At 68.6% G+C, this 26240-nt stretch carries 25 protein-coding genes, 1 tRNA gene and 1 pseudogene; 10 read left to right on the top strand and 17 right to left on the bottom strand.

Translation table 11 applies throughout. The annotated features are described in order from the left end of the window. Nucleotides 1–39: 39 nt before the first annotated feature. From H7I41_RS24620 to H7I41_RS24595, 6 genes are all read right to left on the bottom strand, one after another. A complete protein-coding gene (locus H7I41_RS24620) occupies nucleotides 40–780 on the bottom strand; it encodes an ABC transporter ATP-binding protein (protein WP_264015239.1) in 741 nt (246 codons plus the stop codon). Next, on the bottom strand, nucleotides 764–1621 hold the full coding sequence (locus H7I41_RS24615; protein ID WP_372503800.1) for an ABC transporter ATP-binding protein: 858 nt from the start codon (nucleotides 1619–1621) through the stop codon (nucleotides 764–766). Before H7I41_RS24615 ends, H7I41_RS24620 begins: the two co-directional genes overlap by 17 nt. Further along, nucleotides 1618–2802 carry a branched-chain amino acid ABC transporter permease gene (locus tag H7I41_RS24610; protein ID WP_264015238.1) on the bottom strand — a complete coding sequence of 395 codons (1185 nt, stop codon included), beginning with the start codon at nucleotides 2800–2802 and terminating at the stop codon, nucleotides 1618–1620. Before H7I41_RS24610 ends, H7I41_RS24615 begins: the two co-directional genes overlap by 4 nt. Further along, the gene (locus tag H7I41_RS24605) at nucleotides 2799–3836 is read right to left on the bottom strand and encodes a branched-chain amino acid ABC transporter permease (RefSeq protein WP_264015237.1); all 1038 of its coding nucleotides are present in this window, start codon (nucleotides 3834–3836) and stop codon (nucleotides 2799–2801) included. Before H7I41_RS24605 ends, H7I41_RS24610 begins: the two co-directional genes overlap by 4 nt. Nucleotides 3837–3935: 99 nt before the next feature. Then, the gene (locus H7I41_RS24600; protein WP_264015236.1) at nucleotides 3936–5156 is read right to left on the bottom strand and encodes a branched-chain amino acid ABC transporter substrate-binding protein; all 1221 of its coding nucleotides are present in this window, start codon (nucleotides 5154–5156) and stop codon (nucleotides 3936–3938) included. 187 nt (nucleotides 5157–5343) lie between these two features. Next, nucleotides 5344–5997 (bottom strand): two-component system response regulator PdtaR, encoded by a 654-nt coding sequence (locus tag H7I41_RS24595; RefSeq protein ID WP_264015235.1) that lies wholly within the window; start codon nucleotides 5995–5997, stop codon nucleotides 5344–5346. A gap of 71 nt (nucleotides 5998–6068) precedes the next feature. On the opposite strand from H7I41_RS24595, the gene H7I41_RS24590 reads away from it, so the two are divergent. Beyond that, nucleotides 6069–6145 (top strand) — tRNA-Leu (locus H7I41_RS24590). Nucleotides 6146–6156: 11 nt separating this feature from the next. On the opposite strand, the pseudogene H7I41_RS30355 reads toward H7I41_RS24590, so the two are convergent. Continuing rightward, nucleotides 6157–7387, bottom strand: a pseudogene (locus H7I41_RS30355) (tyrosine-type recombinase/integrase). After that, nucleotides 7384–7890: a helix-turn-helix domain-containing protein gene (locus tag H7I41_RS24580; protein ID WP_264015233.1), complete on the bottom strand. Its 507-nt coding sequence runs from the start codon at nucleotides 7888–7890 to the stop codon at nucleotides 7384–7386. The pseudogene H7I41_RS30355 and the gene H7I41_RS24580 overlap by 4 nt, the downstream one beginning before the upstream one ends. Nucleotides 7891–8189: 299 nt before the next feature. On the opposite strand from H7I41_RS24580, the gene H7I41_RS24575 reads away from it, so the two are divergent. Genes H7I41_RS24575 through H7I41_RS24565 form a run of 3 tightly spaced genes read left to right on the top strand, consistent with a single transcriptional unit; the run spans nucleotide 8190 to nucleotide 10097 of the window. Continuing rightward, nucleotides 8190–9470 carry an AAA family ATPase gene (locus H7I41_RS24575; RefSeq protein ID WP_264015232.1) on the top strand — a complete coding sequence of 427 codons (1281 nt, stop codon included), beginning with the start codon at nucleotides 8190–8192 and terminating at the stop codon, nucleotides 9468–9470. Next, on the top strand, nucleotides 9463–9813 hold the full coding sequence (locus tag H7I41_RS24570; RefSeq protein WP_264015231.1) for a hypothetical protein: 351 nt from the start codon (nucleotides 9463–9465) through the stop codon (nucleotides 9811–9813). The genes H7I41_RS24575 and H7I41_RS24570 overlap by 8 nt, the downstream gene beginning before the upstream one ends. Continuing rightward, the gene (locus H7I41_RS24565) at nucleotides 9810–10097 is read left to right on the top strand and encodes a hypothetical protein (protein WP_264015230.1); all 288 of its coding nucleotides are present in this window, start codon (nucleotides 9810–9812) and stop codon (nucleotides 10095–10097) included. Before H7I41_RS24570 ends, H7I41_RS24565 begins: the two co-directional genes overlap by 4 nt. A gap of 1088 nt (nucleotides 10098–11185) precedes the next feature. On the opposite strand, the gene H7I41_RS24560 is transcribed toward H7I41_RS24565, so the two are convergent. Then, a complete protein-coding gene (locus H7I41_RS24560; protein WP_264015229.1) occupies nucleotides 11186–11347 on the bottom strand; it encodes a hypothetical protein in 162 nt (53 codons plus the stop codon). 488 nt (nucleotides 11348–11835) lie between these two features. Here H7I41_RS24560 and H7I41_RS24555 point away from each other — a divergent pair, with 488 nt between their 5' ends. Then, a complete protein-coding gene (locus tag H7I41_RS24555; protein WP_372503801.1) occupies nucleotides 11836–13089 on the top strand; it encodes an adenylate/guanylate cyclase domain-containing protein in 1254 nt (417 codons plus the stop codon). Here the strand turns inward: H7I41_RS24555 and H7I41_RS24550 are convergent. The 8 genes from H7I41_RS24550 to H7I41_RS24515 are packed head-to-tail and all read right to left on the bottom strand — an operon-like array spanning nucleotide 13075 to nucleotide 20431. Further along, nucleotides 13075–13518, bottom strand: coding sequence for an SRPBCC family protein (locus H7I41_RS24550; protein ID WP_264015228.1), 444 nt, complete (start codon nucleotides 13516–13518; stop codon nucleotides 13075–13077). The two genes, H7I41_RS24555 and H7I41_RS24550, sit on opposite strands and share 15 nt — an antisense overlap. A gap of 29 nt (nucleotides 13519–13547) precedes the next feature. Next, the gene (locus H7I41_RS24545; protein ID WP_264015227.1) at nucleotides 13548–14054 is read right to left on the bottom strand and encodes a Dps family protein; all 507 of its coding nucleotides are present in this window, start codon (nucleotides 14052–14054) and stop codon (nucleotides 13548–13550) included. Nucleotides 14055–14104: 50 nt separating this feature from the next. After that, nucleotides 14105–15961: a DUF2339 domain-containing protein gene (locus H7I41_RS24540; RefSeq protein WP_264015226.1), complete on the bottom strand. Its 1857-nt coding sequence runs from the start codon at nucleotides 15959–15961 to the stop codon at nucleotides 14105–14107. 56 nt (nucleotides 15962–16017) lie between these two features. Continuing rightward, entirely contained in the window at nucleotides 16018–16677 is a 660-nt protein-coding gene (locus H7I41_RS24535; protein ID WP_264015225.1) for a response regulator, read from the bottom strand. Beyond that, complete coding sequence (macS, locus tag H7I41_RS24530; protein ID WP_264015224.1) at nucleotides 16670–17839, bottom strand: MacS family sensor histidine kinase; 1170 nt, start codon at nucleotides 17837–17839, stop codon at nucleotides 16670–16672. The genes H7I41_RS24535 and macS overlap by 8 nt, the downstream gene beginning before the upstream one ends. Then, on the bottom strand, nucleotides 17840–18592 hold the full coding sequence (locus tag H7I41_RS24525; protein WP_264015252.1) for an amino acid ABC transporter ATP-binding protein: 753 nt from the start codon (nucleotides 18590–18592) through the stop codon (nucleotides 17840–17842). 5 nt (nucleotides 18593–18597) lie between these two features. Continuing rightward, a complete protein-coding gene (locus H7I41_RS24520; RefSeq protein WP_264015223.1) occupies nucleotides 18598–19506 on the bottom strand; it encodes an amino acid ABC transporter permease in 909 nt (302 codons plus the stop codon). Between the two features lie 7 nt (nucleotides 19507–19513). Then, nucleotides 19514–20431 (bottom strand): ABC transporter substrate-binding protein, encoded by a 918-nt coding sequence (locus tag H7I41_RS24515; protein WP_264015222.1) that lies wholly within the window; start codon nucleotides 20429–20431, stop codon nucleotides 19514–19516. A 171-nt stretch (nucleotides 20432–20602) separates the two neighbouring features. On the opposite strand from H7I41_RS24515, the gene H7I41_RS24510 reads away from it, so the two are divergent. The 5 genes from H7I41_RS24510 to H7I41_RS24490 form a co-directional block, all read left to right on the top strand. Then, entirely contained in the window at nucleotides 20603–21202 is a 600-nt protein-coding gene (locus tag H7I41_RS24510; RefSeq protein WP_264015221.1) for an HdeD family acid-resistance protein, read from the top strand. 73 nt (nucleotides 21203–21275) lie between these two features. Then, entirely contained in the window at nucleotides 21276–22736 is a 1461-nt protein-coding gene (locus tag H7I41_RS24505; RefSeq protein ID WP_264015220.1) for a cytochrome ubiquinol oxidase subunit I, read from the top strand. Nucleotides 22737–22748: 12 nt separating this feature from the next. Beyond that, nucleotides 22749–23792, top strand: coding sequence for a cytochrome d ubiquinol oxidase subunit II (cydB, locus tag H7I41_RS24500; RefSeq protein ID WP_264015219.1), 1044 nt, complete (start codon nucleotides 22749–22751; stop codon nucleotides 23790–23792). 32 nt (nucleotides 23793–23824) lie between these two features. Further along, nucleotides 23825–25399: a thiol reductant ABC exporter subunit CydD gene (gene cydD, locus H7I41_RS24495; RefSeq protein WP_264015251.1), complete on the top strand. Its 1575-nt coding sequence runs from the start codon at nucleotides 23825–23827 to the stop codon at nucleotides 25397–25399. After that, nucleotides 25374–26240, top strand: an 867-nt coding sequence (locus tag H7I41_RS24490) for an ABC transporter transmembrane domain-containing protein (protein ID WP_264015218.1), incomplete at its 3' end; no start/stop codon positions are given. The genes cydD and H7I41_RS24490, both read left to right, overlap by 26 nt.

Here is a 26240-nt window from a genome sequence, read left to right as displayed (position 1 = left end):
TACCACACCTTAGGGTGTGCGGGCGTGGCTCCGCCGGTTTCAGGCGACGCCGAGGTAGGCGGCCCGCACCGCGTCGTCGTGGAGCAGATCGCGCGCCTTGCCCTCCCGGGTGATCTCCCCGGTCTCCAGGATGTAGGCCCGGTTCGAGCGGCTCAGCGCCTGCTGGGCGTTCTGCTCGACGAGCAGCACGGTGGTGCCCTCGGAGTTGATCTGGGCGATGATGCCGAAGATCTGCGAGATCACCATCGGCGCCAGACCCATCGACGGCTCGTCGAGCAGCAGCACCCGCGGTCGCGCCATCAGGGCCCGGCCGATTGCGAGCATCTGCTGCTCACCTCCGGAGAGCGTGCCGCCCACCTGGTCGCGCCGCTCCCCCAGCCGTGGAAAGGTTTCGAACACCCAGTCCAGCCGTTCGCGATGGGCCGCCCGGTTGGGGAATTTGCGTCCGTAGCAGCCCATCTCGAGGTTCTCGGTGACCGTCATGCCGGGGAACACGCCGCGGCCCTCCGGCGCCTGGATGAGTCCGTGGCCGACCCGCTTGTGCGCCTTGACCCGTGAGATGTCGCGGCCCTCGAACCAGACCGAGCCGGAGCTGAGCGGGCGCAGGCCCGAGATGGCCCGCATCGTGGTGGTCTTGCCCGCTCCGTTGCTGCCGAGCAGTGTGACCAGTTCACCCTCCCGCACGGTCAGCGAGATGCCGTGCAGCGCCTGGATCCTGCCGTAGTGGACGGCGACGTCGCGCAGCTCGAGGATCGGGTCGCCGCTATTCGAGCTCGTCATCGGGCACCCCCAGGTAGGCGGCGATCACCGCAGGGTTCTCACGGATCTCGGCCGGTAGGCCGTCTGCGATCTTGCGGCCGAACTCGAGCACCACGATGCGGTCGGTGACACCCATGACCAGCCGCATGTCGTGTTCGATCAGCAGCACGGTGTAGCCGTCGTCCCTGATCTTCTGGATCAGCTCGATCAGCGCCGACTTCTCGCCCGGGTTGAACCCGGCGGCGGGTTCGTCGAGGCACAGCAACTTCGGTTCGGTGGCCAGTGCGCGGGCGATCTCCAGCCGGCGCTGATCACCGTAGGGGAGGTTCTTCGCCTTCTCCTCACCGCGCGCGGCGATACCGACGAACTGCAGCAGTGCGGCCGCGCGTTCCACGGCGTCGCGCTCCTCCCTGCGGTGCCGCGGTGACCGGATCAACGCCCCGGGCACCGACGTCTTGTGCCGGGCGTCGGTGCCGACGACGACGTTCTCCAGCGCGGTCATCTCACCGAAGAGCCGGATGTTCTGGAAGGTGCGGGCGATGCCGCGGCGGGTTATCTGGTGCCGCTTGATCCGGCCCAGCGGTGCGCCGTCGAACGTCACCGTTCCCGCACTGGGGCGGTACACGCCGGTGATGGCGTTGAAGCAGGTGGTCTTGCCCGCGCCGTTGGGCCCGATGAGGCCGAGGATCTCGCCGCGCCGGATGTCGAAGTTCACCGCGTCGAGCGCGACCAGCCCGCCGAACCGGACCGTGAGGTCCTGCACCTTCAGCAGCGCCTCGCCCTCGTCGACGCTGATCTCGCGGTGCAGTGCAGCGAGATCCTCGTCGATCAGCGTGCCGTCGCCGGCGGCGGGTTCGGTCACGGCGTCGCCTCCGTCTTGTCGGTGGACCGCAACAGCCGTTTGGCCGCCCTGCTGTAGGCCAGCAACTGCTGGCGCACCGGGAACAGCCCCTCGGGGCGGAAGATCATCAGCACCACCAGCGCGAGTCCGAAGAACAGGAACTTCAGCTGGTCCATGTTGACGCCCACGAACTCGACGCCCATCAGCCGGTTCGGCAGGTACACGATGACGAACGCGCCGAACACGACCCCGAGCTTGTTGCCGGACCCGCCGAGCACCACCGCGCACAGGAAGAGCATCGAGTTGATGATGTTGAAGCTCATCGGCGAGACGAACTGGACCTGGCCGGCATAGAGCGCCCCGGACAGGCCGCCGATGCCTGCGCCGATGACGAAGGCCCACAGTTTGAACTTGAAGGCGTTGACGCCCATCACCTCTGCGGCGTCCTCGTCCTCGCGGATCGCCACCCACGCCCGGCCCACCCGGCTTCGTTCCAGGTTCCCCACCAGCAGCAGCACCGCCGCGAGCAGGATCAGGCCCAGCCAGAACCACCAGGTGCCGGAGTTGGTGTTGGCGGCGGTGTTCCCGCTGGAGAAGTACCCGGGGAACCCGGGGTGCTCACCGACGTGGGGGTATGCCAGGCCGCCGAGCCCGCGCGGGCCGTTGGTCACGCTCTGCAGGTTGTCGGCGACCAGGCGGATGATCTCGCCGAAGCCCAGTGTCACGATCGCGAGGTAGTCGCCACGCAGCCGCAGGGTCGGCGTGCCCAGGATCAGGCCCGACAGCGCGGTGAACGCCATCGCCAGCGGCACGCACGACAACCACGCCCAGTCGGAGTTGAAGAAGGCGTTCCAGCCCATCAGGTTCCACGGGCTCGACGGGCTGGTCAGCAGGGCGACGGTGTAGGCGCCGACGGCGTAGAAGCCGACGTAGCCGAGGTCGAGCAACCCCGCCTGGCCGACGACCACGTTGAGGCCGACGGCGATCAGCGCGATCATCACGAACTGCGCCATCGTCACCCCCAGGCTGGTGCCAGGCGTGTCGAGGAACGGCGGCGGGAACAGCGGCAGCAGCGCCAGGAACCCGAAGAGGAAGACGCCTGCCACCCACTTCGCGGGCCGCGGCAGATCGTCCCACCTTCGGCGCAGCGCGTCGCCGGGGGCGAGCAACGTGCTCGACTTCTCGGTCGTCGGGGCGGTCATGCGCGTGCCTTCCCCAGGCTCTCACCGAGTATGCCCGTCGGCCGGATCAGCAGCACGAGCACCAGCAGACCGAACGCGATGACGTCGCGCCACTGCGTGCCGAACAGCGCCTGGCCGTAGTTCTCGATCACGCCGAGCAGCAGCCCGCCGAGCAGCGCGCCGCGCAGATTGCCGATCCCGCCGAGCACCGCCGCCGCGAATGCCTTGATGCCGAGCACGAATCCCCCGTAGAACACGATCGCCTGCGGCACCTTGAGGGTGTACAGCAGCGCGGCCACGCCGGCCAGCAGGCCGCCGATCAGGAAGGTCAGCATGATCACCCGCTCGCGCGACACCCCCATCAGCGTCGCGGTGGTGGGATCCTGTGCGACGGCGCGGATCCCGCGGCCGAACTTGGTGCGGTTGATGGCGGTGTCGGCCAGCAGCGCGAACGCCATGGCGGCGATCACGATGATGAGCGTGATGTTGGTGACGGGCGCGCCGAAGATCCTGAACTGGATCTCGGGTTCCACCAGGCGGATCGGCTGCTGTGCGTTCGGGCCGCCGTAGCCCGGGATGATCCGCGGCAGGATGAACAGCACGAACTGCTGGAGGATGAACGACATCCCGATCGCGGTGATGAGGAACGTCAACGGCCGCGCATTGCGTTTTCGCAGCGGCCGGTACGCGACCGCTTCCAGGCCGACCGCGGCGCCGCCGGACACCAGCATCGCGAACACCGCGGCGACGATGAGATAGAAGATGGTGCTGACGATCCCGACCGCGTAGGCGTTGCCGCTCGGGCGGAAGCCGAGGACCATGTCGAGCGCGAAGTAGGCACCGAACATGCCGAGCATGAAGATCTCGGAGTGGGCGAAGTTGATCAGCCTCAGCACGCCGAACACCAGCGTGTAGCCCACCGCGACGAGCGCGTAGATCGCCCCCCAGGACAACCCGTCGATGGTGAGGCCGAGGAAGCCACTCCGGAGCGCGTCGACATCGAAGTTGATGTCGGCCGCGGTCATCACGCACTGGGCCAGGCAGTCGTGAATCATCCTGCGCGGGAGCTCCTTTTCAGGTCTGTTCGACGGGTTCGCAACACGGGAACGCGCCCGAGCCTTTCGGTCCGGGCGCGTCCCGTCGTCACCGTGCGACTACGACTGGACCTTGTAGATCCAGATCAGGTTCGTGGTGAGCTCACCGTTGGGGGTCCACTGGTAGTTGCGCGCCACGCCGGGGGCGTTGTACGTGCGGACGTGCTCCAGCAGATCCGGGCGGGCGACCTTGCCTGCGTCGATGCCCTTGAGCAGGATCGTCGCCAGGTCGTAGCCCTCGGTGCTGTATGTGCCTGGCTCGGCGTCGAACTTCTCGGTGTACTCCTTGGCGAACTCAGCCGGGGCGGGTCCGCACGGGCAGGACAGCAGCGCATCCTTGGAGGAATCGCCCGCCTGGTCGACGAACTGCTGGTCCTTGGTGCCGTCGGCCGAGACGAACGTCGCGGTCACGCCGCCGTCGCGCAGCTGCTGCACCAACGGTGCGGCCTCGGAGTAGTAGCCGCTGAAGAAGATCGCATCGGGCGAGGCGCCGCTGACCTTGTTCACCGTGGCCGAGAAGTCCTTCTCGCCCTTCTTGATCTGGCCGCTGCAGCCGGCGTCGGCGGCGGGCCCGAGGGTGGTGCGCAACGTCTCCGCCAGGCCCGTGCCGTAGGCCGTGCTGTCGTCGATGACGCAGACTTTCGAGTACTTCAGGTTGTTCTTCAGGTAGTTCGCGACCGCCGGCCCCTGCACCCCGTCGTTGGCGAGGCCGCGGAAGAAGGTGCGCCAGCCGTTCTCGGACAGTGACACGCGGGTCGCCGAGGCCGTGGTGGCGACCAGCCCGGCATCGCTGAACTGCTTGCCGGTGGCCTCGGTCTCGCCGGAGAACGCAGGCCCGATGAGAGCCCGGATCGACGCGTCGTTGATGATGCGCGGCGCGATACCGCTGGCGGTCTGCTCGTTGCCCTGGGTGTCGAAGGTCTGCAGGTTCACCTGGCAGTTGGGGTTGGCGGCGTTGTGCTTGTCGATGGCCAGCCGCGCTCCGCGCTCGATGTTGATGCCGAGCGCCGCGTCGGGACCGGTGAGCGCACCGGCCATGGCGATCGACACCGGCTCGCAGCGGGCCTGGCCGTCACCGGCCGGATCGGCCGGCGTGCCCGTGTTGCCCGCAGGCACCTCGGCGCCGGCCTGGTCGATCTGCACCTGTTCGACGATCTTCAGATTCGATTGGCCGCCGCCCTCCTGTTCGGGCGCGGACTGCTCGGAGCAGCCGGCGATGCCGAGGACGAGCAGGCCTGCAGTGGTCAGAGCGAAAGCACTCCGTGTCGCGCTACGGCGCACGTGTCACCTCCCGGTAGAAGGGCAATTCGGGGCAGAGCATGGAACGGGCGTACGTGAGATTCGGAAAAGTACGTCGTTTCGGGAAAGAACATAGCCGCCACATGGCCGTGGTGCGTCGTGTTGGGAAATGCGTGCCGCGATCGACGCCTGGTGACCGCGCCGAACGACGGATACGGAAACGCAGTGTTTACGTGTGCCGCGTCGGCTGGCCTGCCGCGGGCCCGCCGTCGGGCTCGTCGAGCGTCTCCAGAACCACCTCGGCGACGCGTTTCATGGTGGTCCGGCGGTCCATGGCCGCACGCTGGATCCACTTGAACGCCTCGGGTTCGGTCATCCCCTGCTTGGACTGCAGCAGGCCCTTCGCCCGCTCGACGAGCTTTCGGGTCTCCAGCCGCTCCGACAGCGACGCGACCTCGGATTCCAGCGCGCTGATCTCACTGAACCGGCTGACCGCCACCTCGATCGCCGGGATCAGATCGGAGGCGTTGAAAGGTTTCACCAGATAGGCCATCGCACCGGCGTCGCGGGCCCGCTCGACCAGGTCGCGCTGGCTGAATGCGGTGAGGATGACGATCGGGGCGATCCGCTTGCCCGCGATCTCGGAGGCCGCGTCGATGCCGTCCCGGCGCGGCATCTTGACGTCCATGATCACCAGGTCGGGGTTGAGGCGCTCGGCCAGTTCGACGGCTTCCTGCCCGTCACCTGCTTCGCCGACGATCTCGTAGCCCTCCTCGCGCAGCATCTCCGCAAGGTCCATCCGGATGAGCGCCTCGTCCTCGGCGATGAGAACCCGGCGTGCTGGCGCTGCGCCCGATGGGGGCCCGGTGTGGGATGCCGTCATGGCTCACATTGTGGCGGTTACCCACGCGATCAGCGACCTCGGGGCCATCCTCTATCGTGGTAGGCCGCCAGGCCCTCGTATCCCAACTGGCAGAGGAAACGGATTCAAAACCCGTACAGTGTGAGTTCGAATCTCACCGAGGGCACCAGCAAACCCAGGTCAGAGCCCCCGAAGACCGCTGGCCTGTCGACGGACATCGCTGACCGTCCGCAGATCGTCCGCAGTAGTTTCCGCGGCGTCATCGAACGCCGCGGCGACGGCGTCCAAATCATCGGGGTAGAGGTGCCCGTACCGGTCCCAGGTCAGGGTCGCGGTCTTATGGCCCATCAGTTTCTGCAGCACCTTGATGTTCGCACCGGCGGCGATCGCCATGGTGGCGCAAGTGTGGCGCAGTTCGTGCGGCACCAGACCCTGCTGCCCAATCGCAGTTGCCGCCGGATCGAACATCCAACGCAATTCACCTTCGGTCAGGTATCCACCCCTCCGCGACGGGAACACCAACTCGTCGGCTGACCTGCCTTCGATCTCGGTCGCCAGCAAAGGGGCGAGAAACCTTTTCAGCACCGGCACGGCGCGAGCCGCGTGGTTCTTCGTGGGACCTTCCACCAGGCCTTGGCCCGTGACGTGAGTGACCGATCGTCGGACGCGAATGCGCCCCCTTTCCAGGTCCACGTCGCGGACGCGCAGAGCGGCCGCCTCACCGAACCGGAGACCGCAATACCCGAGTACCAGTATGAAGGTGCGGAAGCGCCCCGCCGCCATTGCGAGCCGGTGCAGTTGCTCATGGGTGAGGTACCGCTGCTCGGTCTCGGGCTTGCGTGGAAGCTCCAGGCTGTCGGCGGGGTTGGACGGCAGATACTTGCCACGAACCGCGTACTTGAGAACCTGGCTGACCACCTGATGGGCCTGGATGACCCGGGATGCGCTCAGGCCTTTGCCCTCGAACCGGCTGGATCCATTGACGGAAAGGCTGGTGACCCATGCCTGCAGGTCGACAAAGAGCACGTCACGCAATGGCACCTGAGCCCATCGCGGCAGTATCACGGTGTCGAGAAGCGACCGGTATCCCGCGACCGTTTTCGGTGCGCGTGTCGCCTTAGTTGCGAACCACCGCTCAGCCACGGCACCGAAGGTGACCGCCGACAACGCGGGATCCGTCCAGGTGCCCGTGACCTGATCGGATACCTGCTTGTTCAGCCACTGCTGGGCGTCAGTCTTGCGGCAAGCCCTTCGCGCGCTCCCGTCCGTCGTCGCCGACGTACCGAGCACGCCAACGCGACCCCTTGCCGTGGTTGGCGCTTGGCACCGTCTCCAGCCTGCCGTCCGCACCGCGAACAGTCCGCGTCCATCGGTCCTCTACCCCGCCGCGGCGGTTGCGCTTCATTGTCACTTTCCGATCTCCCCAGGGGTCGGGGCAGGCTTCATGCCGCGCTCGAATTGCCCGACGGTTGCCAGGGCGCCCTGAGCCGCCTCCAGTCTCTGCAGGGCTCGTTTAACGTCGGCTTGCAGGAGGTCCCGCCCGGAAAAGTCGCCCGCGCCGATGTCATCCCGCGCTTGCCCGATCGCCCTAACGATGTCCTGCACCTGCTCCGCCGACCGCTTGGCCGCGCTGGTTAAGCCGCGCAGCGCGTAAGTCAACTCGGCATCGTCGTCGATGGTGCGACCCATGAGGGCGTCGACCGAGGTGCCCAAGACATCGGCGATTGCCGCCGCCTCGTCTATCCGCACCGTCCGCTCGCGGTTCTCAATCTTTGCAATCGTCGTCGGGTAGATATGACCAAACCCCTTGTCTGCGAGGTGTTTTGCCAAATCTGCCTGCGACCAACCGCGGTCGAGGCGACTCTGCCTCAACCGTTCCCTGAACTGGGCCAGCGAGGAATGTTCTCTCACCATGTTAGGGAGACTACCTCTAATGGGTTGACCAACGCAATCAATGCCAGTTGACTGGCCTCGTCCCCAGAATCGGGACTGCAACCAGAAACGGGAGGCGCGTTGGAGGACATCGGCGAGGTGGCGGAACGGGAATACCTCAACTCCGCAGACCTTGAACGGCTCACTGGCACACCATCATCCACGTGGCGGTACTGGGACCTCACTGGCGAGGGCCCAACAAGTTTCAAGATCGGCCGTCGCCGGGTGTGGCGGAAGACGGTGGTGCTGCAGTGGCTGGCAGACCAGGAGGCCGCCGCGCGGTGATCGCCACCGACCACTCTGCCGCCTACGAGCGCCTCACCGCGGCGCTGCGCGACCAGGGTCGCGTCGTCCGTGAGACGGGTGACGGCAAGGCCATGGCCCAGTGTCCGGCACACGATGACCGCAACCCGTCCCTGTCGATCGCGCCCCGCCGCGACGGCAAGGGCGTGGTTGTGCACTGCCACGCCGGTTGCGACATCGGTGCGGTCACCGCCGCGGTAGGCCTGCAGCTGCGCGACCTTTTCGACGACGACCGGATGCGGGCCGTTTACGCCGATACCGGTACGTACGCCTACCCGGGCGGGCGGGAGGTGCACCGTAGGCCCGGCAAGGACTTCAGGCAGACGGGGAACAAGGCTGACCGCAGCCTCTACCACGGTGATCGGATCGCCGACCGCTCAACGGTCTACGTGGTCGAAGGTGAGCGCGACGTCCACGCCGTCGAGTCCCAGGGCGGCGCTGCCGTGTCTCCGGCGATGGGGGCGGGTAAGTCGCACCTCGCGGACTGGTCAGCCTTGAAAGGAAAGGAAGTCGTCGTCGTCGCCGACGCCGACGAAGCGGGACGCAAACACGCCGCGGAAGTCGCCGAGATCGTCGGGCGCCTCGGTAACTCGATTCGGATCGTGGAAGCCAGGACCGGCAAGGACGTTGCTGACCACATCGCGGCGGGGCACAGCCTCGACGAGTTGGCCCCGAGGGCCAAGGCCGATGTCCGGCCGGCGGACATGCCCCGGCTCTGGCGCGCCGCCGAACTGGCGGACCAGGAGCAGGGGCGCTGGTTGGCCAAGAACTGGCTGCCGCTGGCGGCCGTCGCGCTGCTCATTGGCGACGAGGGAATCGGCAAGTCGCTGCTGTGGGTGTTGATCATCGCTCACGTCACTACTGGCAAGCCCATGCCCGCGATGGGGATTCCCGCCCGCGAGCCCCAGGCGGTCGTCATCGTGGTGACCGAGGATGACTGGAAGACAACGGTTCGGCCCCGCCTGACCGTCGCCGGGGTGAATCTCGACATGGTGCACGTCATCTGCACCGACAGGGATGGCAGCGGGGCGCCGGTCTTCCCGCGCGACGTGGACTTGCTCGACGGCCTGGACTTCGTCTTGCTCGTCGTGGACGCCTGGCTCGATACCGTCCCGGCCAGTCTCAGCGTGCGCGACCCGCAGCAGGCCCGGCAGGCCCTGCACCCGTTCAAGGAACTGGCCAGCCGGGAGGGTTGCGCGGTAGCGCCTCAGACAACACGTAATACGTCGCGATCACCCGAAAGGACCACCGATGCCTGACTCTGCAGGCCAGCGACTGCGCGGCGACATCGCCAACGCCCTGGCCCATGCCGTCGAACAGCACGGGCCCATGGAATTCGACGAACTGGAACTGCTCACCATTGATCGCGCCGCCATGGCCGCCGACCGCGCCGACGATCTCCGGCGGGTGTTCGCCGACGAGATGGCCGGACAGCGCCGGGCCAGCGTCCTGACCCGACTGAGCGCCGAGGCGCGGCAGCTGGACCGCACCGCGGTAGAGCTGACCCGGACCGTCATCGGTGGCCTGGGCGTGGTCGCCAAGAGCGACCGGCACGTGCGCGCCGTGCGAGCCCGCTGGGACCGCGGCCCGAGGCACGCGTGACCCGGCGGCCGTCCGGCGCCCCGGGGCGCAGTGCGCTGTACGCCCACCTGCTGGCGCGTGCCGACGAACTTGCCGCCCACCCGATGGCCACCCCGGGCGACCGCGAGCACCTGGCCGCGCTGCGCGCCGGGCGGTCAGTCGACGTGTCCGTGTCAGCCCTCCCGGAGTGGGCCCGAGGGGGAGAGCCCACCCATTGGTGGCGTCGCGCGATCGTCACCAACGCCGGGGGCGTCGAGTGCTACGACGACGACGCACAGCGGTGGCTGGCGGATAACGGGCTCTAGCGCACAGTCCGAGACCGACATCGCCATGCTGCGCAACGACGAGCGTGCGAACGAGGTCTATGCCCCCGCGGATGTCGTCTTCAGGGGTCTCCCCTGCCAAGTGCCATGACATAAAGGCGTGCCAGAGACATCAATCCACGAATTAACTTGCCATCAGCGCGACACGCCCGGCGCAACCGATGTCGACGACACGCCGAACAACTTTCCGTCCCCAGGCTTTCTGTTAGCCGCTGAGGCGATAAAGCGCTGTAACCAGCAGCCTTTCGGCATCGCTTGCACACCCCTGGCATCCAATCCACATGGTGTGCACACTCAGTCAACAACCACAACCGGCCCAGACGGACAGTTATCCCCAGTGCCATCCACACGCCCCCGACCGGGTTGCTATCGCATGACACCAGCAACACTTACTCTTCGGCGTATGCCCCTCGATCTCGGCAAAGCGCAAGCGCGACAACGCGTTAGCCGATCGGAGGCATACACCATTGAGGCCAGGATCTCGGGATTTCACTCGGCGTGTCGCGCAACTTTCTTTGCGCGTGAACGTCGGGGCACTTCTATAGCCTGGTCCTCGACGGAAGCCGCGGAGCAATCCCCGGCGACTTCAAATAGGGAGGCGGCCCCGCTGCAACGGGACCGCCTCAACGCCCATACCCCCGTGAGATTTTCGAGAGAGGACCCCAATGACGGTAGACGACGGACACCAGGGAGGCCACCCCCCGCCCCCGCGGCGTTACTTGCTGCCGGTGGCTGCCGCGACCGCAGTTGTCACGTCCGGTGGCGTGATCGCCGTCCAGCTGCTGTGGCCGTGGACTGCTGAGGCCATACACGACGGTGTCAGCATCGTGCACGTGATCATCACTACCGCCACGCTGTCAGTCCGGCGCCGGAAGTCGTAGCCCGTGGCGCCACCCTGGGTCGGCCAGCACCGCGCTGACCCGATCCAGGGCGGCCACCACGACCGGGTCGTGGGGGTCGTATCCCTTGGCGCGGTCACGGCCGCGCGTTCGATGTCATCCACGCCGGGTTAGACGCGGTGTCGGGGCAGCCGGTTCCCAGGGCAGTAACCGGCCGCCACGGTCGCACCCTCAGCCGCCGCTGAAGAAAGCTCGGATGACGGGCTCAACCATCTGGCCGATGGCGACAAGTCCGTCCGTTCCGCCGGTGAACCAGACGACGAAGACAGCGAACAGCAGCACCTCAGCAACCGTGCCGAGGATGGTGAAACAGAACCACTTGAATGTATCCATGGTGGATCGGCCCTTTCGGGTCGTGCGGCATCCCTGGGGGGATCAGCACACTGGGGGTGCACCACCTCTTCCCCCTGGAACTCAGGCGACTTACAGTGCTCCGCCTCCTGTGAGATACATCACATGCGGTAGACCCTGTTAAACACGATGCGACGCCCCCGCGCGATAAGGCTGTTCCCGCTCGGCGGCGCCCCCGGAGGAACGAGGCGCTCCTAACACGACGGAGTGTCCGCAGGCCGTCCGCAGCCCGTTCAGCACACCCACAAACACCCAACGCAACCAACGCCAGTGACCAGGGTGTTCGTCAACAGCCAACGCAGCTTGCAGCAACAAACGCCGATGAGGACGGATTCAAAACCCGTCCAGTGTGAGTTCGAATCTCACCGAGGGCACCAACCCGCGTCTCCTGCGGCGATACGCTTCGACCCGTGGCGATCAGCGAGTTCCGGCGGGCGATCTGCATGCCCGACGTGGCCCGCGACCACCGCATGCCCGCCCGCACCCAGCACTACGCGCAGAGTGTGCTCAGCCGGTTGCGGGTGCTCACCATCGCGACGTACATCGCCGCCGCGGTGTCGGGTCTGTTCGGGCTGTTCCAGCTCACGTTCGCCGGCAAGTTCGCGGCGCTCGGCTGGCTGAACCTCGCGTCCGCGGGGGTCTTCCTGCTGATCCCGGTGCTGTACCGGTTCGGCGCGCTGATCGCACCGCTGACGTTCTTCGTCTTCTCGTACCTGTCGATCGGATTCATCTGCTTCTCCATCGGCACCGACTCCGGCCTGCAGTTCTACTTCCTGGTGTCGGCCTCGCTGGTGGTGCTGGTGCTCGGAACCGAGCGGCTGGTGCTGTCGGCGATCCTGGTCACGTTGGGCGTGGCGGGCACCATCACGCTCGAGCTGACCGTGCCCGACGACCGTGGGATCGCACCCGCGTGGACCTTGACCGTCGGCTTCATCTCCTCCGCCGTCTTCTCGACGGTGATGGTGTTCGCGACGGTGTGGTTCGCGCTGCGCGAGATCGACCGGGCGGAGGCCGCCATGGAGTCGGAGTACCAGAGGTCGGAGAAGCTGCTTGCCAACATCCTGCCCGCGAGCATCGCGGCGCGGCTCAAGGATCCGGCGCACACGATCATCGCCGACAAGTACGACGACGCATCGATCCTGTTCGCCGATATCGCCGGCTACACCAAGCGGGCCAGTGACACCTCGCCGACCGATCTGGTGCGATTCCTGGACCGGCTTTACACCGACCTCGACGCACTCGTCGACCGGCACGGCCTGGAGAAGGTCAAGACCAGCGGCGACTCGTACATGGTGGTCAGCGGGGTGCCACGGGAGCGGCCCGACCACGTCGAGGCACTGGCCTGCCTGGCGCTCGACATGGCCGACGCGGTGGCCGACCTCACCGACCCGGGCGGGCGGGCCGTGCCACTGCGGATCGGGCTGGCGGCGGGGCCGGTGGTGGCCGGTGTGGTGGGCGCGCGGAAATTCTTTTACGACGTGTGGGGCGACGCCGTCAACGTCGCGTCACGGATGGAGAGCACCGACGTCGAGGGCCGGATACAGGTGCCCCACCAGGTCTACGAACGCATCCGCCACGCGTTTGAATTCGAGGAGCGCGGCGACGTCGACGTCAAGGGCAAGGGCGTGATGCGCACCTGGTACCTGACGGGCCGACGCGACGACGAGGCCGTCCGCGGCGCGGTCGAGGTGGCCGCGCCGACCATGACGTCACCCCTCGGCTGACGCCCTGCGCTCGGCAATGAAGGCCAACCGGCGCAACGATTCCCGGTTGCGCGGCCAGGCCGCCATGTCGGACAGCTTGTCGGGCATCAGCTTGCCGAGCCCGCTGATCGGATACTCCTCCATCTGCACCCGGCAGCCGTCAGGAGCGTCGGACAGCTTCAGGACCACCCGGGCGCCGCCGAAGGGCCTGCCCTTCGCGTGCAGGACGAGTTCCTGGGTCGGAACGGCCTTCTCCACGACGGTCTCGTCGTCGAGGACGGCCGGCCACACCCCGATGGAATGGTGGATCCTGCTGCCGGGTCCGGGCCAATTCGGGTCGACCGCCCGCATCCGGCTGTTGCCCACCACCCACTGGGAGTAGGTCCATCCGTCGGCCAGTACGTCCCACACCTGTCGGCGTGACGCGGCGATGTCTCTTGTCACAGTCACGCCGCAGGTGTACCCGCCTCTGGTGTCGGCTAGACCTTGCGGTTCTCCGACTTGATCAGCCAGGCCAGCTTCTCGAGTCCGTCGATCAGGCCGTGCAGGATGTCGGCGGTGCTGGGATCCTCGGCGTCGACCGCGTCGTGGACGGTGCGCAGGGTGCCGACCGTGGCGTAGATCCTGGCGGTGATGAAGTCCACCACCTCAGCGGTGCTGTGCTCGTAGGCCGGGAACTCCGGCAGCGTGGTGGTCGCCGCCACGGTGTCCGACCGGCCGTCCGGCACCGCGTCGAGTGCGCGCATCCGCTCGGCGATGGTGTCGCTGCCCTCGCGCGCGAAGTCGACCAGTTCGTCGAGCTGCAGGTGCAGGTCGCGGAAGTTGGTGCCCACGACGTTCCAGTGCGCCTGCTTGCCCTGCAGGTGAAGTTCGACGAGGTCGACGAGGACCCGCTGCAGGTTGGCGCTCAGTTCGGTGGAGGCCACAAAGCCCTGGATTTCTGCTTCGGTGCGGCGTGCCGCCGTCTTCACTGTCGTTGTCGTCATGATCGATACAACGTTGCCTTTTCTGGAATGAGTCCAGTTAAGGTGGTGAGTCACGTCACACCCTGCTGATCCTGCTGTGCGAGCAGCCGCGCATATCCCGCGCCCATGCCGAGCAGCACGAGGCCGGTGACGATGAAGACCGCGACGCGGAAGATGCCGTCCAGCGTGCCGAGGTCGAACAGGAACAGTTTCGCCATGGCGGCCACCACCAGCGCCAGTCCCCCGCCGATCGGCAGTGATCGCTGCGCCTTGGGCCTGCGCGCCGCGAAGCGGAGCAACACGGCCGCGACGACGATCCAGCAGATCGTCGCGGCCATGTGTCCGGCGAAGAAGCCGCCCCCGGTGCCGGCGACCAGCACGCCTGCGGTGACCGCGAACGTCGTGACGGCATACCCGGACACCGCCGCCGCCGACAGGCAGAGCAGCCGCAGCACGTCCGCGTCGATCCCGTCGCGGCGGGCACACGACCACCCGATCGCCGCCGCGGCACCGATCAGCAGGACGCTCGCGGCCAGGATGGACACCGCGTCCGGAGTGCTCGACTCGGTCGCGGTGACCAGCAGGCTCGGCGGCGCATAGCTCAGGTAGAGCGCGGATCCGACGACAGCGAAGGCGATCGCGACCCAGCGTGCCCCGTCGGCGCCACGGGATGCGGTGCAGGAGTGGACGGCCACCACGAGTGCCATCGCGAGCAGCAGTGGCGCCGCCACCTCACCGTCGAACGCGACGTTGACGGCGATCAGGGTGCAGACCGCCGACAGCGCCGACCAGATCCGCCGCACCACACCGGGCGCGCCGGGCAGCCGGTCGCCGATCGCGACGATGGCCAGCAGGGCCGCGGCCAGCGCACCGATCATCAGCGCGGCGAGCGTCCGGTCCACCGCCAGTGGCACGCAGAGCACGGGCAACACTCCCGCGCTCGCCAGCAGCGCCAGCATCCCTCGGTTGGCGGTGCCCGGCAGCACCAGCAGGGCCCCGGCGAGTGCCAGCAGTGCGGCGATGCCGCAGGCGCCTGCGAGCCAGAGATCGTGGCGGGACCCGATTCCGGCCGCGACGAGCGCGATCAGGAGTGGCAACGTCGCCGCCGCGGTGCGGGCGGCGTGCAGCCAGAGCCAGTCCCTGCCCAGCTGCACCAGCAGCGCAGCGGCCGACAGCGACAACATGAAGCCGACGAGGAGCAGCGTGATGCCGTCGGTGACCACCGGCGCCAACCCGATCAGCGGTACCAGCACCAGCACCGCGAGGTGCTCGGAATCCCACCGCCGGGCCAGTGTCAGGCCCGCGGCGCCGACGGCGGCGCCGAGCAGGAGGCCGGCCGGTGCCGGCACCCAGCCGTAGACGGTGGTGACGGCGATCAGGTCGATGTACGCGGCGGCCACCCCGGTGGCGGCCAGTGCGATCGCTCCTACGCGCCCGCCGGGCCGCGACATCAGCCGCGTCGACACCGCGACGAGCACGCCCGCCAGCACCGCGCCCGCGGCCACCCGGAACTCGGGTCTCAGCACCCCGGCCTGGGCGGCCAGCACCAGCAGCAGCACCACACCGATCAACGTCACCGCGACACCGGCGACCGCGAGCACCTTGCCGATCCAGCCTTCCGACGGGGAGGTCCGCGGCGCCTTGGGCGCCGGCATCCGTACCGGCGGCGGCGGTGGCGGTGGCGGTGGCAGCGGTGGAGGCGGGGGTGACGCGGTCGGCGGCCCGTATTGCGGGGCGTAGTACGGGGCGTAGTACGGCGCGTAGTACGGCGTCGGCGACGGCGCGGGCGCCTGCTGAGGAGCGTGATTCCCGGCTGTCAGCAGCCGGTCCAGCTCACCCAGTTCGCCCGACACCCGCACCAGCTGCTGGGACAACGCGGCGAACTCCGCCGACAGCCGGGCGATCACGGCGCGATGCGGTTCGGTCATGGCGCCATCGTGCAACGCGCCCACCGCCCGCGGATGAGTAGGACTACCCGATCCGGCTACTCGTCGAGGCCATGTTCAATCGCGTAACGCGCCAGTTCGACCCGGTTGGCCACCTGAAGTTTGCGGAACGTCGCCTGCACGTGGTTCTCCACCGTGCGGTGACTCAGGGACAGCCGGCTCGCGATCTGCTTGGCGGACAACCCTTTCGCGACGTAGCGAAGCACCTCGGTCTCCCGTTCGGTCAGGCTCGGCGTCGCCGGGCCGTCCGCGGGCCGCTGGGCGATCTTGCGGTACTCCCCCAGCACCAGTCCGGCCAGGCCCGGCGTGAACACCGCCCGGCCTTCGGCGGTGGCCCGCACGGCCGCACCGAGTTCGGTCTTCGACGCGCTCTTGACCAGATATCCGGTGGCGCCGGCCTTGACCGCCTCCAGCACGTCGTCGCGCTCGTCGGAGGCCGACAACACCAGGATCCGGGAGTCGGGCGACACGGTGAGCACCTCAGCGGTGGCCTGGGCGCCGTCGCCGTCGCCGAGTCGCATGTCCATCACCACCACCCGCGGTTGCACGACGGCGGCCCGCCGCCTGGCCGACGCCACGCCGTCGGCCGTGGCCACCACGTCGAAGCCGTCCTCGGCCAGATCGCGGGCCACCGCGTCGCGCCAGATCGGGTGATCGTCGACCACCATCACCGTCGTCGGCGGATCCTGCTCAGCCATCGTGCCCTCCCGTAGCCCCTTCCCGGCGCGGCACCGTCAGTTCCCATTCCGTTCCGCCGCCGGGTTCGGTGTGCAGCACCGCGCTGCCTCCGAGCCATTCCATCCGCCCGACGATCGAGGTGGCGACCCCGAGCCGACCCTCGGCCCTGGCCTCCGCCAGCCGCCCGGTCGCGATCCCGGGTCCGTCGTCGCGCACACTCACCGTCACGGTGTCGCCGAGGTCCTCGACGAGGACGTAGGCGTGGGCGTCGGGGCCGGCATGGGCGGCGACGTTGTCGAGCGCATTGGCCACCGCCGCCGACAGTTCGGCGGCGACGGCGGCGTCGAGCAGCACGGGATCGGCGGGCAGGCTCACCGACACCCGGTCGGACGCCCTGCGGCGCAGTTCCGCGCCGACATCGGTCACCGCACCGACCTCCGGCGCCGCAGGGCCTGCACTCATCAGCCGCCGCAGCGCGCGCTCCTGCTCCCCGGCAAGTTCGGCGAGTTCCGCTGTCGCTCCGCCGATCTCGCGTCCACGCCGGGACACCAGCGCGAGGACCTGGATCGCGCCGTCGTGCACCTGCCGCGACAGCCGTTCACGCTCCTCGAGCGCGGCGGCCAGCCGGGTCGCCCGCTGCAGTTCGGCATGCGCGCGCCGGGCCGTCTGCGCCGCCATCCCGACCGCCAGCCCGACCGCCAACTCGATGACCACCGTCGCATTGCGGCCGAGATTGATGCTGACGTAACCCTTCAGCCCGGCGTACGCGGCCATCACCAGCAGCCCCGTCGCCATCCCGGTGAGCGGGCCGCGCAGGATCGCCGCCGAGATCACCGCGTTGGTGACCCACAGTGTGGTGGGCCAGGACTGGTTGTCCTGCACCCATTGATCGGAGGCGACGAACTCCGTCGACAGCATCAGCGCGACGGCGATCACCACCTCGGCCACCACCCATGCCGCCCGGCGCCCGAAACCCGCCAGGTAGGCCACCGCGCACGCCGCGCTCCACGCGATCAGGACGCCGAACAACACCCAGCCGGTGACCGGCCGCCGCAGGTCGTCGTTGATCGCGATGTGAAAGCCCAACGCGTACAGGCAACTCAGCAGCCGGAACACCTGAGCCGCCCGCCACAGCGGGGTGGTGGGGTCCTGTCGCGGATCTGCCGTGACGGCCGCAGCCACCTACATCACCTTGGACAAGAACGCCTTCGTGCGGTCGTGTTGCGGGTTGCTCATCATCTCGCGGGGATCGCCGCTCTCGACGATCACCCCGCCGTCCATGAACACCAGCTTGTCGGCGACCTCCCGGGCGAAGCCCATCTCGTGGGTGACGACCAGCATGGTCATCCCCTCACCGGCCAGCTTCTTCATCACCGCGAGCACCTCGCCGACGAGTTCGGGGTCGAGCGCGGACGTCGGCTCGTCGAACAGCATCAGTTTCGGATTCATCGCCAGCGCACGGGCGATCGCGACGCGCTGCTGCTGCCCGCCGGACAACTGCGCGGGGTACGCGGTCGCCTTGTCCGCCAGCCCGACCTGTTCGAGAAGGTCCCGCCCGCGGGCTACCGCTTCCTCCTTCTTCACCCCCTTGACCCGGATCGGCGCCTCGACGACGTTTCCGAGTGCAGTGCGGTGCGGGAACAGGTTGAAGTGCTGGAACACCATCCCGACGTCGCGCCGCTGCCGGGCGGCCTCCCGGGCCGGCAGCTCGTAGAGCTTGCCGCCGCGCTCGCGGTAGCCCACCAGTTCCCCGTCGACGTAGAGGCGGCCGGCGTTGACCACCTCGAGGTGATTGACGCACCGCAGGAAGGTCGACTTACCCGACCCAGACGGTCCGACGATGCACAGCACCTCGCCCTTGCCGACGTCCAGTGTGACGCCCTTGAGCACGTGCAGGGCGCCGAAGCTCTTGCAGACGTTCTCGGCCTTGACCATCGGTGTCATAGGTGCGCTTCTCCCGTCTGCGCTTTCGCCAGCACATCGAGCTGCTTGGTGGTCAGCTTCCTCGACGCGCCGCGGGCGAAGTACCGCTCGAGATAGTACTGGCCGAGCATCAGCACACTGGTGACCGCCAGGTACCACGTCGAGGCGACCAGCAGCAGCGGGATGGGCTGGAACAACTCCACCCCGATGTCCCTGGCCCGGCCGTACAGCTCGAAGCTGTACGGCACAGCAGTGACCAGCGACGCCGTCTTGAGCATGCTGATGAACTCGTTGCCGGTCGGCGGGATGATCACCCGCATCGCCTGCGGGAGCACGGTGCGCCGGACAGTCATCCCCCACGACATGCCGAGCGCTATCGAGGCTTCCGACTGCCCCTCGGGCACCGAACTGATGCCCGCGCGGATGATCTCGGCCATGTAGGCGGCCTCGTTGAGCCCCAGGCCGATGACGGCCAGCATGAAGCCGACCGACAGCGCCTGCAGGTTCAGGTGGAACAGCGACGGACCGAACGGGACGCCGAACTGGATGTTGGCGTAGATCGTCGGCACCAGACCCCAAAGCACCAGCTGGACATACACCGGTGTGCCGCGGAAGATCCACAGGTAGCCCCAGGACACCGCTTTGAGCACCGGGTTGGGTGACAGCCGCATCACTGCCAGCAGCACACCGAGGGTGAGCGCCAGCACCATCGCCAGGATGGTCAGCTGAAGCGTGTTGAAGGCCGCTTCCGAGATGCGTTGATCGAAAAGATATTTGACGTACGTGTCCCAGCCGTACGCCTCGTTGGTGGCGGCGCCGTAGATGAACAACCCCAACAGCGCGAGGATGACGACCGCCGCCACCCACCGCCACGGATGTCTCAGTGGGACAGCGTTGATGGCGGGCGGCGGCGATGCGTCGGTCATCGGCGACTCAGCTGATCGCGCCGTTGATGACCGGCTTGTCGATCATCCCCTGTTCGGCCCCCCAGTTCTTGGCGACCTGCTCGTAGGTGCCCGACTCGATGAGGTGCTCCAGCGCCTTCTTCAGCGGCTCGGCGAGCGGTGAGCCCTTCTGGACCGCCCATCCATAGGGCGCGGAGTCGAACACCTCACCGGCGGCCTCGAGCTTGCCCTCGCTCTGCTTGATGGCGTACGCCGTGACCGGCGAGTCGGCCGACATCGCGTCGGCCTGCCCCAGCCGGACCGCGGTGGTGGCCGCCGTCTGGTCGTCGAACTTCACCACGTTGATCGCGGGCTTGCCCTCGGCGATGCACTTCTGGGTGCGCATGGGCATCTCGTCGGTGTCCTGCACAGTGGCCGTCTGCACGGCGACCCGCTTGCCGCACGCGTCCTCGGGGTTTATGCCCGCCCCCGCACGCTGCGCCCACGCCGAGCCCGCCTCGAAGTAGGTGACGAAGTCGACCTGCTGCTCGCGCTCCTTGGAATCGGTGAACGACGACATGCCGACGTTGTACGTGCCGCCCTGCACGGACGGGATGATCTTGTCGAAAGCCGACTGCCGGTACTCGGCGGTGAGTCCGAGGGTGGCCGCGATCGCGTTCATCAGCTCGACGTCGAATCCGATCACCTGGCCGCTGGCGTCCTTGAACTCGTTCGGCGGGTAGGTCGGATCGGTGCCGACGACCAGCTTGCCGGTCGACTTGATGGCCTCGGGCACGGAGTTGGCGATCTCGTCGACCTTCGTGGCCGTGGCGGCGGTGGTCTCCGAACCCGACCCCGACGACTCGGAGTTGTCGACGCAGCCGGACAGGGCCAGCGCGCCGCTGGCGGCGAGCACCGTTGCGATGCGCCACAGCTTGCCTCGCCGGGTGCGACATTCAGCTAACACGATTGCCTCTTTCTCCTAGCTCGGGTCGTCTGGTCGTCCCGAACCGACGACGATAACGACCGTGGACCCGGCGCGCAGCGCCGGTAACGGAACATTAACGACCGCGCACCGCCGCCACAGCCGTACTACCAAATCCGCCCTGGCCAGGCGGCGTTGTGCCACACTTCGCGCATGGAAACCACTACTGCCCCAACCATGTTGCCGCATCTGTGGAAGGCGGCGCTGTTCACCGGCGTCGCGGCGCTGATCCTTGGCGTCCTGGTGTTCGTGCGGCCGGGTGCGGCGATCCTGGTGACCGCGATCTTCTTCGGCGCCTACCTGCTGGTGACCGGTGTGTCGCAGCTGGTTATGGCCTTCAGCGTGCGGTCGTCGCTGGGTGGGCGGGCGCTGCTGTTCATCAGCGGGGCGGCCGCACTCGTGCTCGCCGTGCTGTGCTTCATCAACCTGCAGAACTCGATCGACCTGCTGGCGATCTGGATCGGCGTCGGATTCATCTTCCGCGGCGTGGCCACGCTGATGTCGGCGATCGCGGACAACACCCTGCCGGGCCGGGTCTGGGAGATCATCGTCGGCGCGCTCGGGATCGTGGCGGGCATCATTATGTTCGCCGCCCCGCTCGAGGGCCTCGTGGCCGTGACCCAGGTGACCGGCATCATCCTCGTCGTGCTGGGTGTCGTGGAGATCGTGACGGCTCTGCGAATCCGCAAGGAGTCCCGGCTCGCCGGCCCTGCGGGCGGCCAGGCGGCGGGCGCCGGCCCCGCGGTGAGCTAACCCACAGAGGATCTACTACAACTTGTCGTAGCCCTGTCGTAGGCTGGTCTCACAGCCCACGGAAGAGGGTCGGATGGACGCGCTCGATGTGTCACGGTGGCAGTTCGGGATCACCACCGTCTACCACTTCATCTTCGTTCCGCTGACCATCGGCCTGGCCCCGCTGGTCGCGCTCATGCAGACGCTGTGGCTGGTCACCGACAACCCCGCCTGGTACCGGCTGACCCGGTTCTTCGGCAAGCTGTTCCTGATCAACTTCGCGATCGGCGTCGCCACCGGCATCGTCCAGGAGTTCCAGTTCGGGATGAACTGGAGCGAGTACTCCCGCTTCGTCGGCGACGTGTTCGGTGCGCCGCTGGCGATGGAGGGTCTTGCGGCGTTCTTCTTCGAATCGACCTTCATCGGCCTGTGGATCTTCGGCTGGACCCGGCTACCCCGCCTGATGCACCTGGCGTGCATCTGGATCGTCGCCCTGGCGGTCAACGCGTCGGCGTTCTTCATCATCGCCGCGAACTCCTGGATGCAGCACCCCGTCGGCGCACGCTTCAACCCCGACACCGGCCGCGCCGAGCTCACCAGCATCGTCGGGTTGCTCACCAACAACACCGCGGTGGCGGCGTTCTCGCACGCGGTCGCCGGGTCCTTCCTGACCGCAGGCGCCTTCGTCGCGTGCGTCTGCGCGTGGTGGATGGTGCGGGCACACCGCACGGACAAGCCGGACACCCCGGCACCCGGCATGTTCCGTCCGGCGATGCTGCTCGGCTGCGTCGTCACGCTGGTCTCGGCGGGTGCGCTCGCATGGACCGGCGACGTCCAGGGCAAGCTGATGTTCGACCAGCAGCCGATGAAGATGGCGTCGGCGGAGTCGTTGTGCCACAGCGAGACCGACCCCGACTTCTCGGTCCTCACCGTGGGCACGCACAACAACTGCGACAGCGTGGTGCACGTCATCGAGGTGCCCTACGTGCTGCCGTTCCTGGCCGAGGGCCGGTTCGACGGCGTGCACCTCGAGGGCGTCGAGGACCTGCAGCAGCGGTACGAGGCCACCTACGGGCCCGGTGACTACCGGCCCAACCTGTTCGTCACCTACTGGTCGTTCCGGGCGATGATCGGCCTGCTCGCGGTCCCCGCGCTGTTCGCCCTCGTGGCGCTGTGGCTGACCCGTGGCGGCCGCACCACCGACCGGGCCTGGTTCTCCCGCTTCGCGCTGCTGACCATCCCCACGCCGTTCCTGGCCAACAGTGCGGGCTGGGTGTTCACCGAGATGGGCAGGCAGCCGTGGGTGGTGGTGCCCAACCCCACCGGCGACCCCGCCATCCGGCTCACCGTGGCCGAGGGGGTGTCCGGTCACGCCACCGGCATGGTGGTCACCTCACTGCTGACCCTGACACTGCTCTACGGCGTGCTCGCGGTGATCTGGTTCGGGCTGCTGCGCCGTTACGTCGTCGCGGGTCCGAAGGAACACGACGCCGAACCGGCCCCGCCCACACCGCCCGGGGACGACGACGTCGCCCCGCTGTCGTTCGCGTACTGAGGAGGAGGCACCGTGGCTGACATCTGGTTCGTGCTGCTGGCCCTGCTGTTCCTCGGCTTCCTGGTGCTGGAGGGCTTCGACTTCGGCGTCGGCATGCTGATGGGGCTGATCGGCCGGATGGGCGCCGAGTCGGGTGCCGACGCGGTAGAGAAGCGCAGGCGTGCGGTGCTCAACACGATCGGACCGGTGTGGGACGGCAACGAGGTCTGGCTGATCACCGCCGCCGGTGCGATGTTCGCCGCCTTCCCCGACATGTACGCCACCATGTTCTCCGGGCTCTACCTGCCGCTGCTGCTGATCCTGTGCTCGATGATCCTTCGCGTCGTCGCGATCGAATGGCGGGGCAAGATCGACGATCCCCGCTGGCGGTCGCGCGCCGACCTCGCCATCGCCGCCGGCTCCTGGGTGCCCGCCGTGCTGTGGGGCGTCGTGTTCGCCGCGCTGGTGCGGGGCCTGCCGGTCGACGCGGACAAACAGGTCAGCCTCACCGTGGGCGACCTGCTCGGCTACCCACTTCTGGGCGGGCTGGCCACCGGTGGCCTGTTCCTGCTGCACGGCGCCGTCTTCATCACCCTGAAGACCGAGGGCGCAGTGCGCAGCGATGCGCTGCGGGTGGCGACGCGGCTCTCGGTACCGGTGACCGTGGTGGTCGCCGCTTTCGGGCTGTGGACCCAGCTGGCGTACGGGAAGACCTGGACCTGGCTGGTGCTCGCCGCGGCCGCGGTCGCGCTGCTGGCCGCGATGACCCGCATCTGGAGCGGTTCGGGTGACGGCTGGGCGTTCGTACACACCACCACCGCGGTCGCGGCGGTCGTGGTGCTGCTGTTCGCCTCGCTGTACCCCGACCTCATCCCGTCCACGCTCGACCCGGCCTGGAGCCTGACCGTCGACAACGCGTCGTCGTCGCCGTACACGCTGAAGATCCTGACGTGGGCCGCGGTGATCCTGGCGCCACTGGTCATGGTCTACCAGGGCTGGACGTACTGGGTGTTCCGGCAGCGCATCTCGGCCGAACGCATCCCCGAGCCGACAGGACTGTCATGGCGGAGCCGCTGAGCCTCCCCCGGGCCCTCACCGCCTCGCCCGCGGTGCGCCGCCACGTCCTCGCCTCGGTGGCGTGCGGTGTGCTGATCGCCGCCGCCACCATCGCGTCGGCGGTGCTGCTCGCCCACGTGGTGGCAGGCATCGTCACCGACCCCGGCTCGGGCGGCCTCGCGCGGTGGACTCCCGCGCTCCTCGTGCTGGCCCTGCTCTACGCCGTGCGCGTCGCCGCCCAGTGGGCGCAGGGCCGGTTGTCGCAGCGCGGAGCGACCGCGCTGATCGCGGACCTGTCCGGCCGGGTGCTGCGCGCGGTGACGACGGCACCGCCCCGCAGGCTCGCCGCCGACCGGGATGCCGCGGCGGTCGTGGTCAGCCGCGGACTCGACGGGCTGCGACCGTTCTTCACCGCCTACCTCCCCGCCGTGCTGCTCGCGGCGGTCCTCACCCCGGCCGCGGCGTTGGCCATCGCCTTCTACGACTGGCGCTCGGCGCTGATCGTGCTGATCGCCCTGCCGCTCATCCCGGTGTTCATGGTGCTGATCGGGCTGCTGACCCGCGACCGCTCGGCCGCCTCGCTGGCCGCGTTGACCACCCTGCAGTCCCGCCTGCTCGACCTCATCGCAGGCATCCCGACGCTACGCGCGCTGGGACGGGCCGACGGCGCCGCCGGGCGCATCGCCGAACTGTCGGCCGCGCACCGCCGTTCGGCGATGGCCACGCTGCGGATCGCGTTCCTGTCCGCGCTGGTGCTGGAACTGATCGCCACCCTGGGCGTAGCCCTGGTGGCGGTGGGTGTCGGTCTGCGGCTGGTGTACGGCGAGCTGACCTTGTCCGCGGGGCTCACCGCGCTGCTGCTGGCACCGGAGGTGTTCTGGCCGCTGCGCCGCGTCGGCGTGGAGTTCCACGCCGCCCAGGACGGAAAGGCCGCCGCCGAGCGGGCTTTCGCGCTGCTCGACCAGCCCGCACCACCCAGCGGCAGCGCCCGGGTGCACGCGGCAGGCGCCACCATCACCGTCGAGGCGCTGGCGGCGGAGATCACCCCCGGTGCGGTCACCGTGCTCACCGGACCGAACGGATGCGGGAAGAGCACCACCCTGCACACCATCCTGGGGCTGGCCGCTCCGACATCGGGGCGGGTCCGCGTCGGCGGCATCGACGTCGCCGACCTCGACCTGCCCGCCTGGTGGGCGCAGGTGTCCTGGCTGGACCACCGCCCGGTGGTGGTACCCGGCACGGTGGCCGACAACCTCGAGCTGTTCGGCCCGCTGGCCAATCTCGACGAGGTCTGCCGTGCAACAGGATTCGACGCCGTGCTCGCCGACCTGCCTGCGGGGGCGCAGACCGTGGTCGGCCGCGACGGCGTCGGCCTGTCACTCGGCCAGCGCCAGCGGCTCGGGCTGGCGCGGGCGCTCGGCTCGGCCGCGCCCGTGCTGCTGCTCGACGAACCGACCGCGCACCTGGACACCGCCCTCGAGACCCGGGTGCTCGAGGCGATCACGGCGCGGGCACGCGCCGGGGCCACCGTGGTGGTGGTCGGACACCGCGATCCGGTGCTCGCGATCGGCGACCGCGTGCTGCGCATCGGGGGTGATGTCGGTGCTGAAGTCGTTGCCGCGCGGTGACTTCCTCCGGCTGGCCGTCGCGCTGCTGTGGCCGCGGATCTCGCGACTGCTGGCGGCCACGGCGCTCGGGGTGCTGTCGCTGGGCAGCGCGCTCGCGCTGACCGCCGTGTCGGCGTGGCTGATCACCCGCGCATGGCAGATGCCGCCGATCCTCGACCTGACCGTGGCGGTCGTCGCCGTCCGGGCTCTTGGCATCTCCCGCGGTGTGCTCGGGTACTGCCAGCGGCTCGCCGCACACGACACCGCGCTGCGCTCGGCCGGAAACGTCCGCGTCGACCTCTACCGGCGGCTGGCGTCGGCGCCCACGGAGGTCGTGATGCGCCTGCCCAGTGGCGAACTGGTGGCCCGCGCGGGCGCCTCGGTGGACGAGCTGTCCGATGTACTGGTGCGCGCCGTGCTGCCGATCGCGGTGGCCGCGGTGCTGTCTGTGGCCGCGGTCGGACTGCTGGCAGTCATCTCCCCCGCCGCCGCCGGGGTGCTCGCGGTGTGCCTGCTGATCGCGGGCGTCGCGGCGCCCGCCCTCACCGCCGGGGCGGTCGGCGCCGCTGAAGCAGTTGCTGCCGAACATCACTCGCGTCGTGACGTGGCCGCGATGCTGGCTCTGGAGCACGGGCCGGAACTGCGGGTCGGCGGCCGGCTAAACGGCGTGCTCGCCGAGGCGCATCGCAGGCAGCGTGACTGGGGCGAGGCCACCGACCGTGCCGCGGCGCCCGCGGCTGCTGCGGCGGCCGCACCCACCGCGGCCACGGGTGTCAGCGTGCTGGCCGCCGTCGTCGCCGCGCTCTCGCTCGCCGGCGAGGTCGCGCCCACCACGCTCGCGGTGCGGCGAGATCGGCGCGGA

Source organism: [Mycobacterium] manitobense (assembly GCF_025821665.1).
In the GTDB taxonomy this organism is placed as follows: Bacteria; Actinomycetota; Actinomycetes; order Mycobacteriales; family Mycobacteriaceae; genus Mycobacterium; species Mycobacterium arseniciresistens.
This window is presented reverse-complemented; position numbering and strand designations above follow the sequence as displayed.

Bases quoted from the DNA above. Each gene is read 5' to 3' on its own strand.
- H7I41_RS24620 (WP_264015239.1), bottom strand. From the start codon at position 780: ATGACGAGCTCGAATAGCGGCGACCCGATCCTCGAGCTGCGCGACGTC.
- H7I41_RS24610 (WP_264015238.1), bottom strand. From the start codon at position 2,802: ATGACCGCCCCGACGACCGAGAAGTCGAGCACGTTGCTCGCCCCCGGC.
- H7I41_RS24605 (WP_264015237.1), bottom strand. From the start codon at position 3,836: ATGATTCACGACTGCCTGGCCCAGTGCGTGATGACCGCGGCCGACATC.
- H7I41_RS24595 (WP_264015235.1), bottom strand. From the start codon at position 5,997: ATGACGGCATCCCACACCGGGCCCCCATCGGGCGCAGCGCCAGCACGC.
- H7I41_RS24580 (WP_264015233.1), bottom strand. From the start codon at position 7,890: ATGGTGAGAGAACATTCCTCGCTGGCCCAGTTCAGGGAACGGTTGAGG.
- H7I41_RS24570 (WP_264015231.1), top strand. From the start codon at position 9,463: ATGCCTGACTCTGCAGGCCAGCGACTGCGCGGCGACATCGCCAACGCC.
- H7I41_RS24560 (WP_264015229.1), bottom strand. From the start codon at position 11,347: ATGGATACATTCAAGTGGTTCTGTTTCACCATCCTCGGCACGGTTGCT.
- H7I41_RS24555 (WP_372503801.1), top strand. From the start codon at position 11,836: ATGCCCGCCCGCACCCAGCACTACGCGCAGAGTGTGCTCAGCCGGTTG.
- H7I41_RS24545 (WP_264015227.1), bottom strand. From the start codon at position 14,054: ATGACGACAACGACAGTGAAGACGGCGGCACGCCGCACCGAAGCAGAA.
- H7I41_RS24540 (WP_264015226.1), bottom strand. From the start codon at position 15,961: ATGACCGAACCGCATCGCGCCGTGATCGCCCGGCTGTCGGCGGAGTTC.
- H7I41_RS24535 (WP_264015225.1), bottom strand. From the start codon at position 16,677: ATGGCTGAGCAGGATCCGCCGACGACGGTGATGGTGGTCGACGATCAC.
- H7I41_RS24525 (WP_264015252.1), bottom strand. From the start codon at position 18,592: ATGGTCAAGGCCGAGAACGTCTGCAAGAGCTTCGGCGCCCTGCACGTG.
- H7I41_RS24520 (WP_264015223.1), bottom strand. From the start codon at position 19,506: ATGACCGACGCATCGCCGCCGCCCGCCATCAACGCTGTCCCACTGAGA.
- H7I41_RS24510 (WP_264015221.1), top strand. From the start codon at position 20,603: ATGGAAACCACTACTGCCCCAACCATGTTGCCGCATCTGTGGAAGGCG.
- H7I41_RS24505 (WP_264015220.1), top strand. From the start codon at position 21,276: ATGGACGCGCTCGATGTGTCACGGTGGCAGTTCGGGATCACCACCGTC.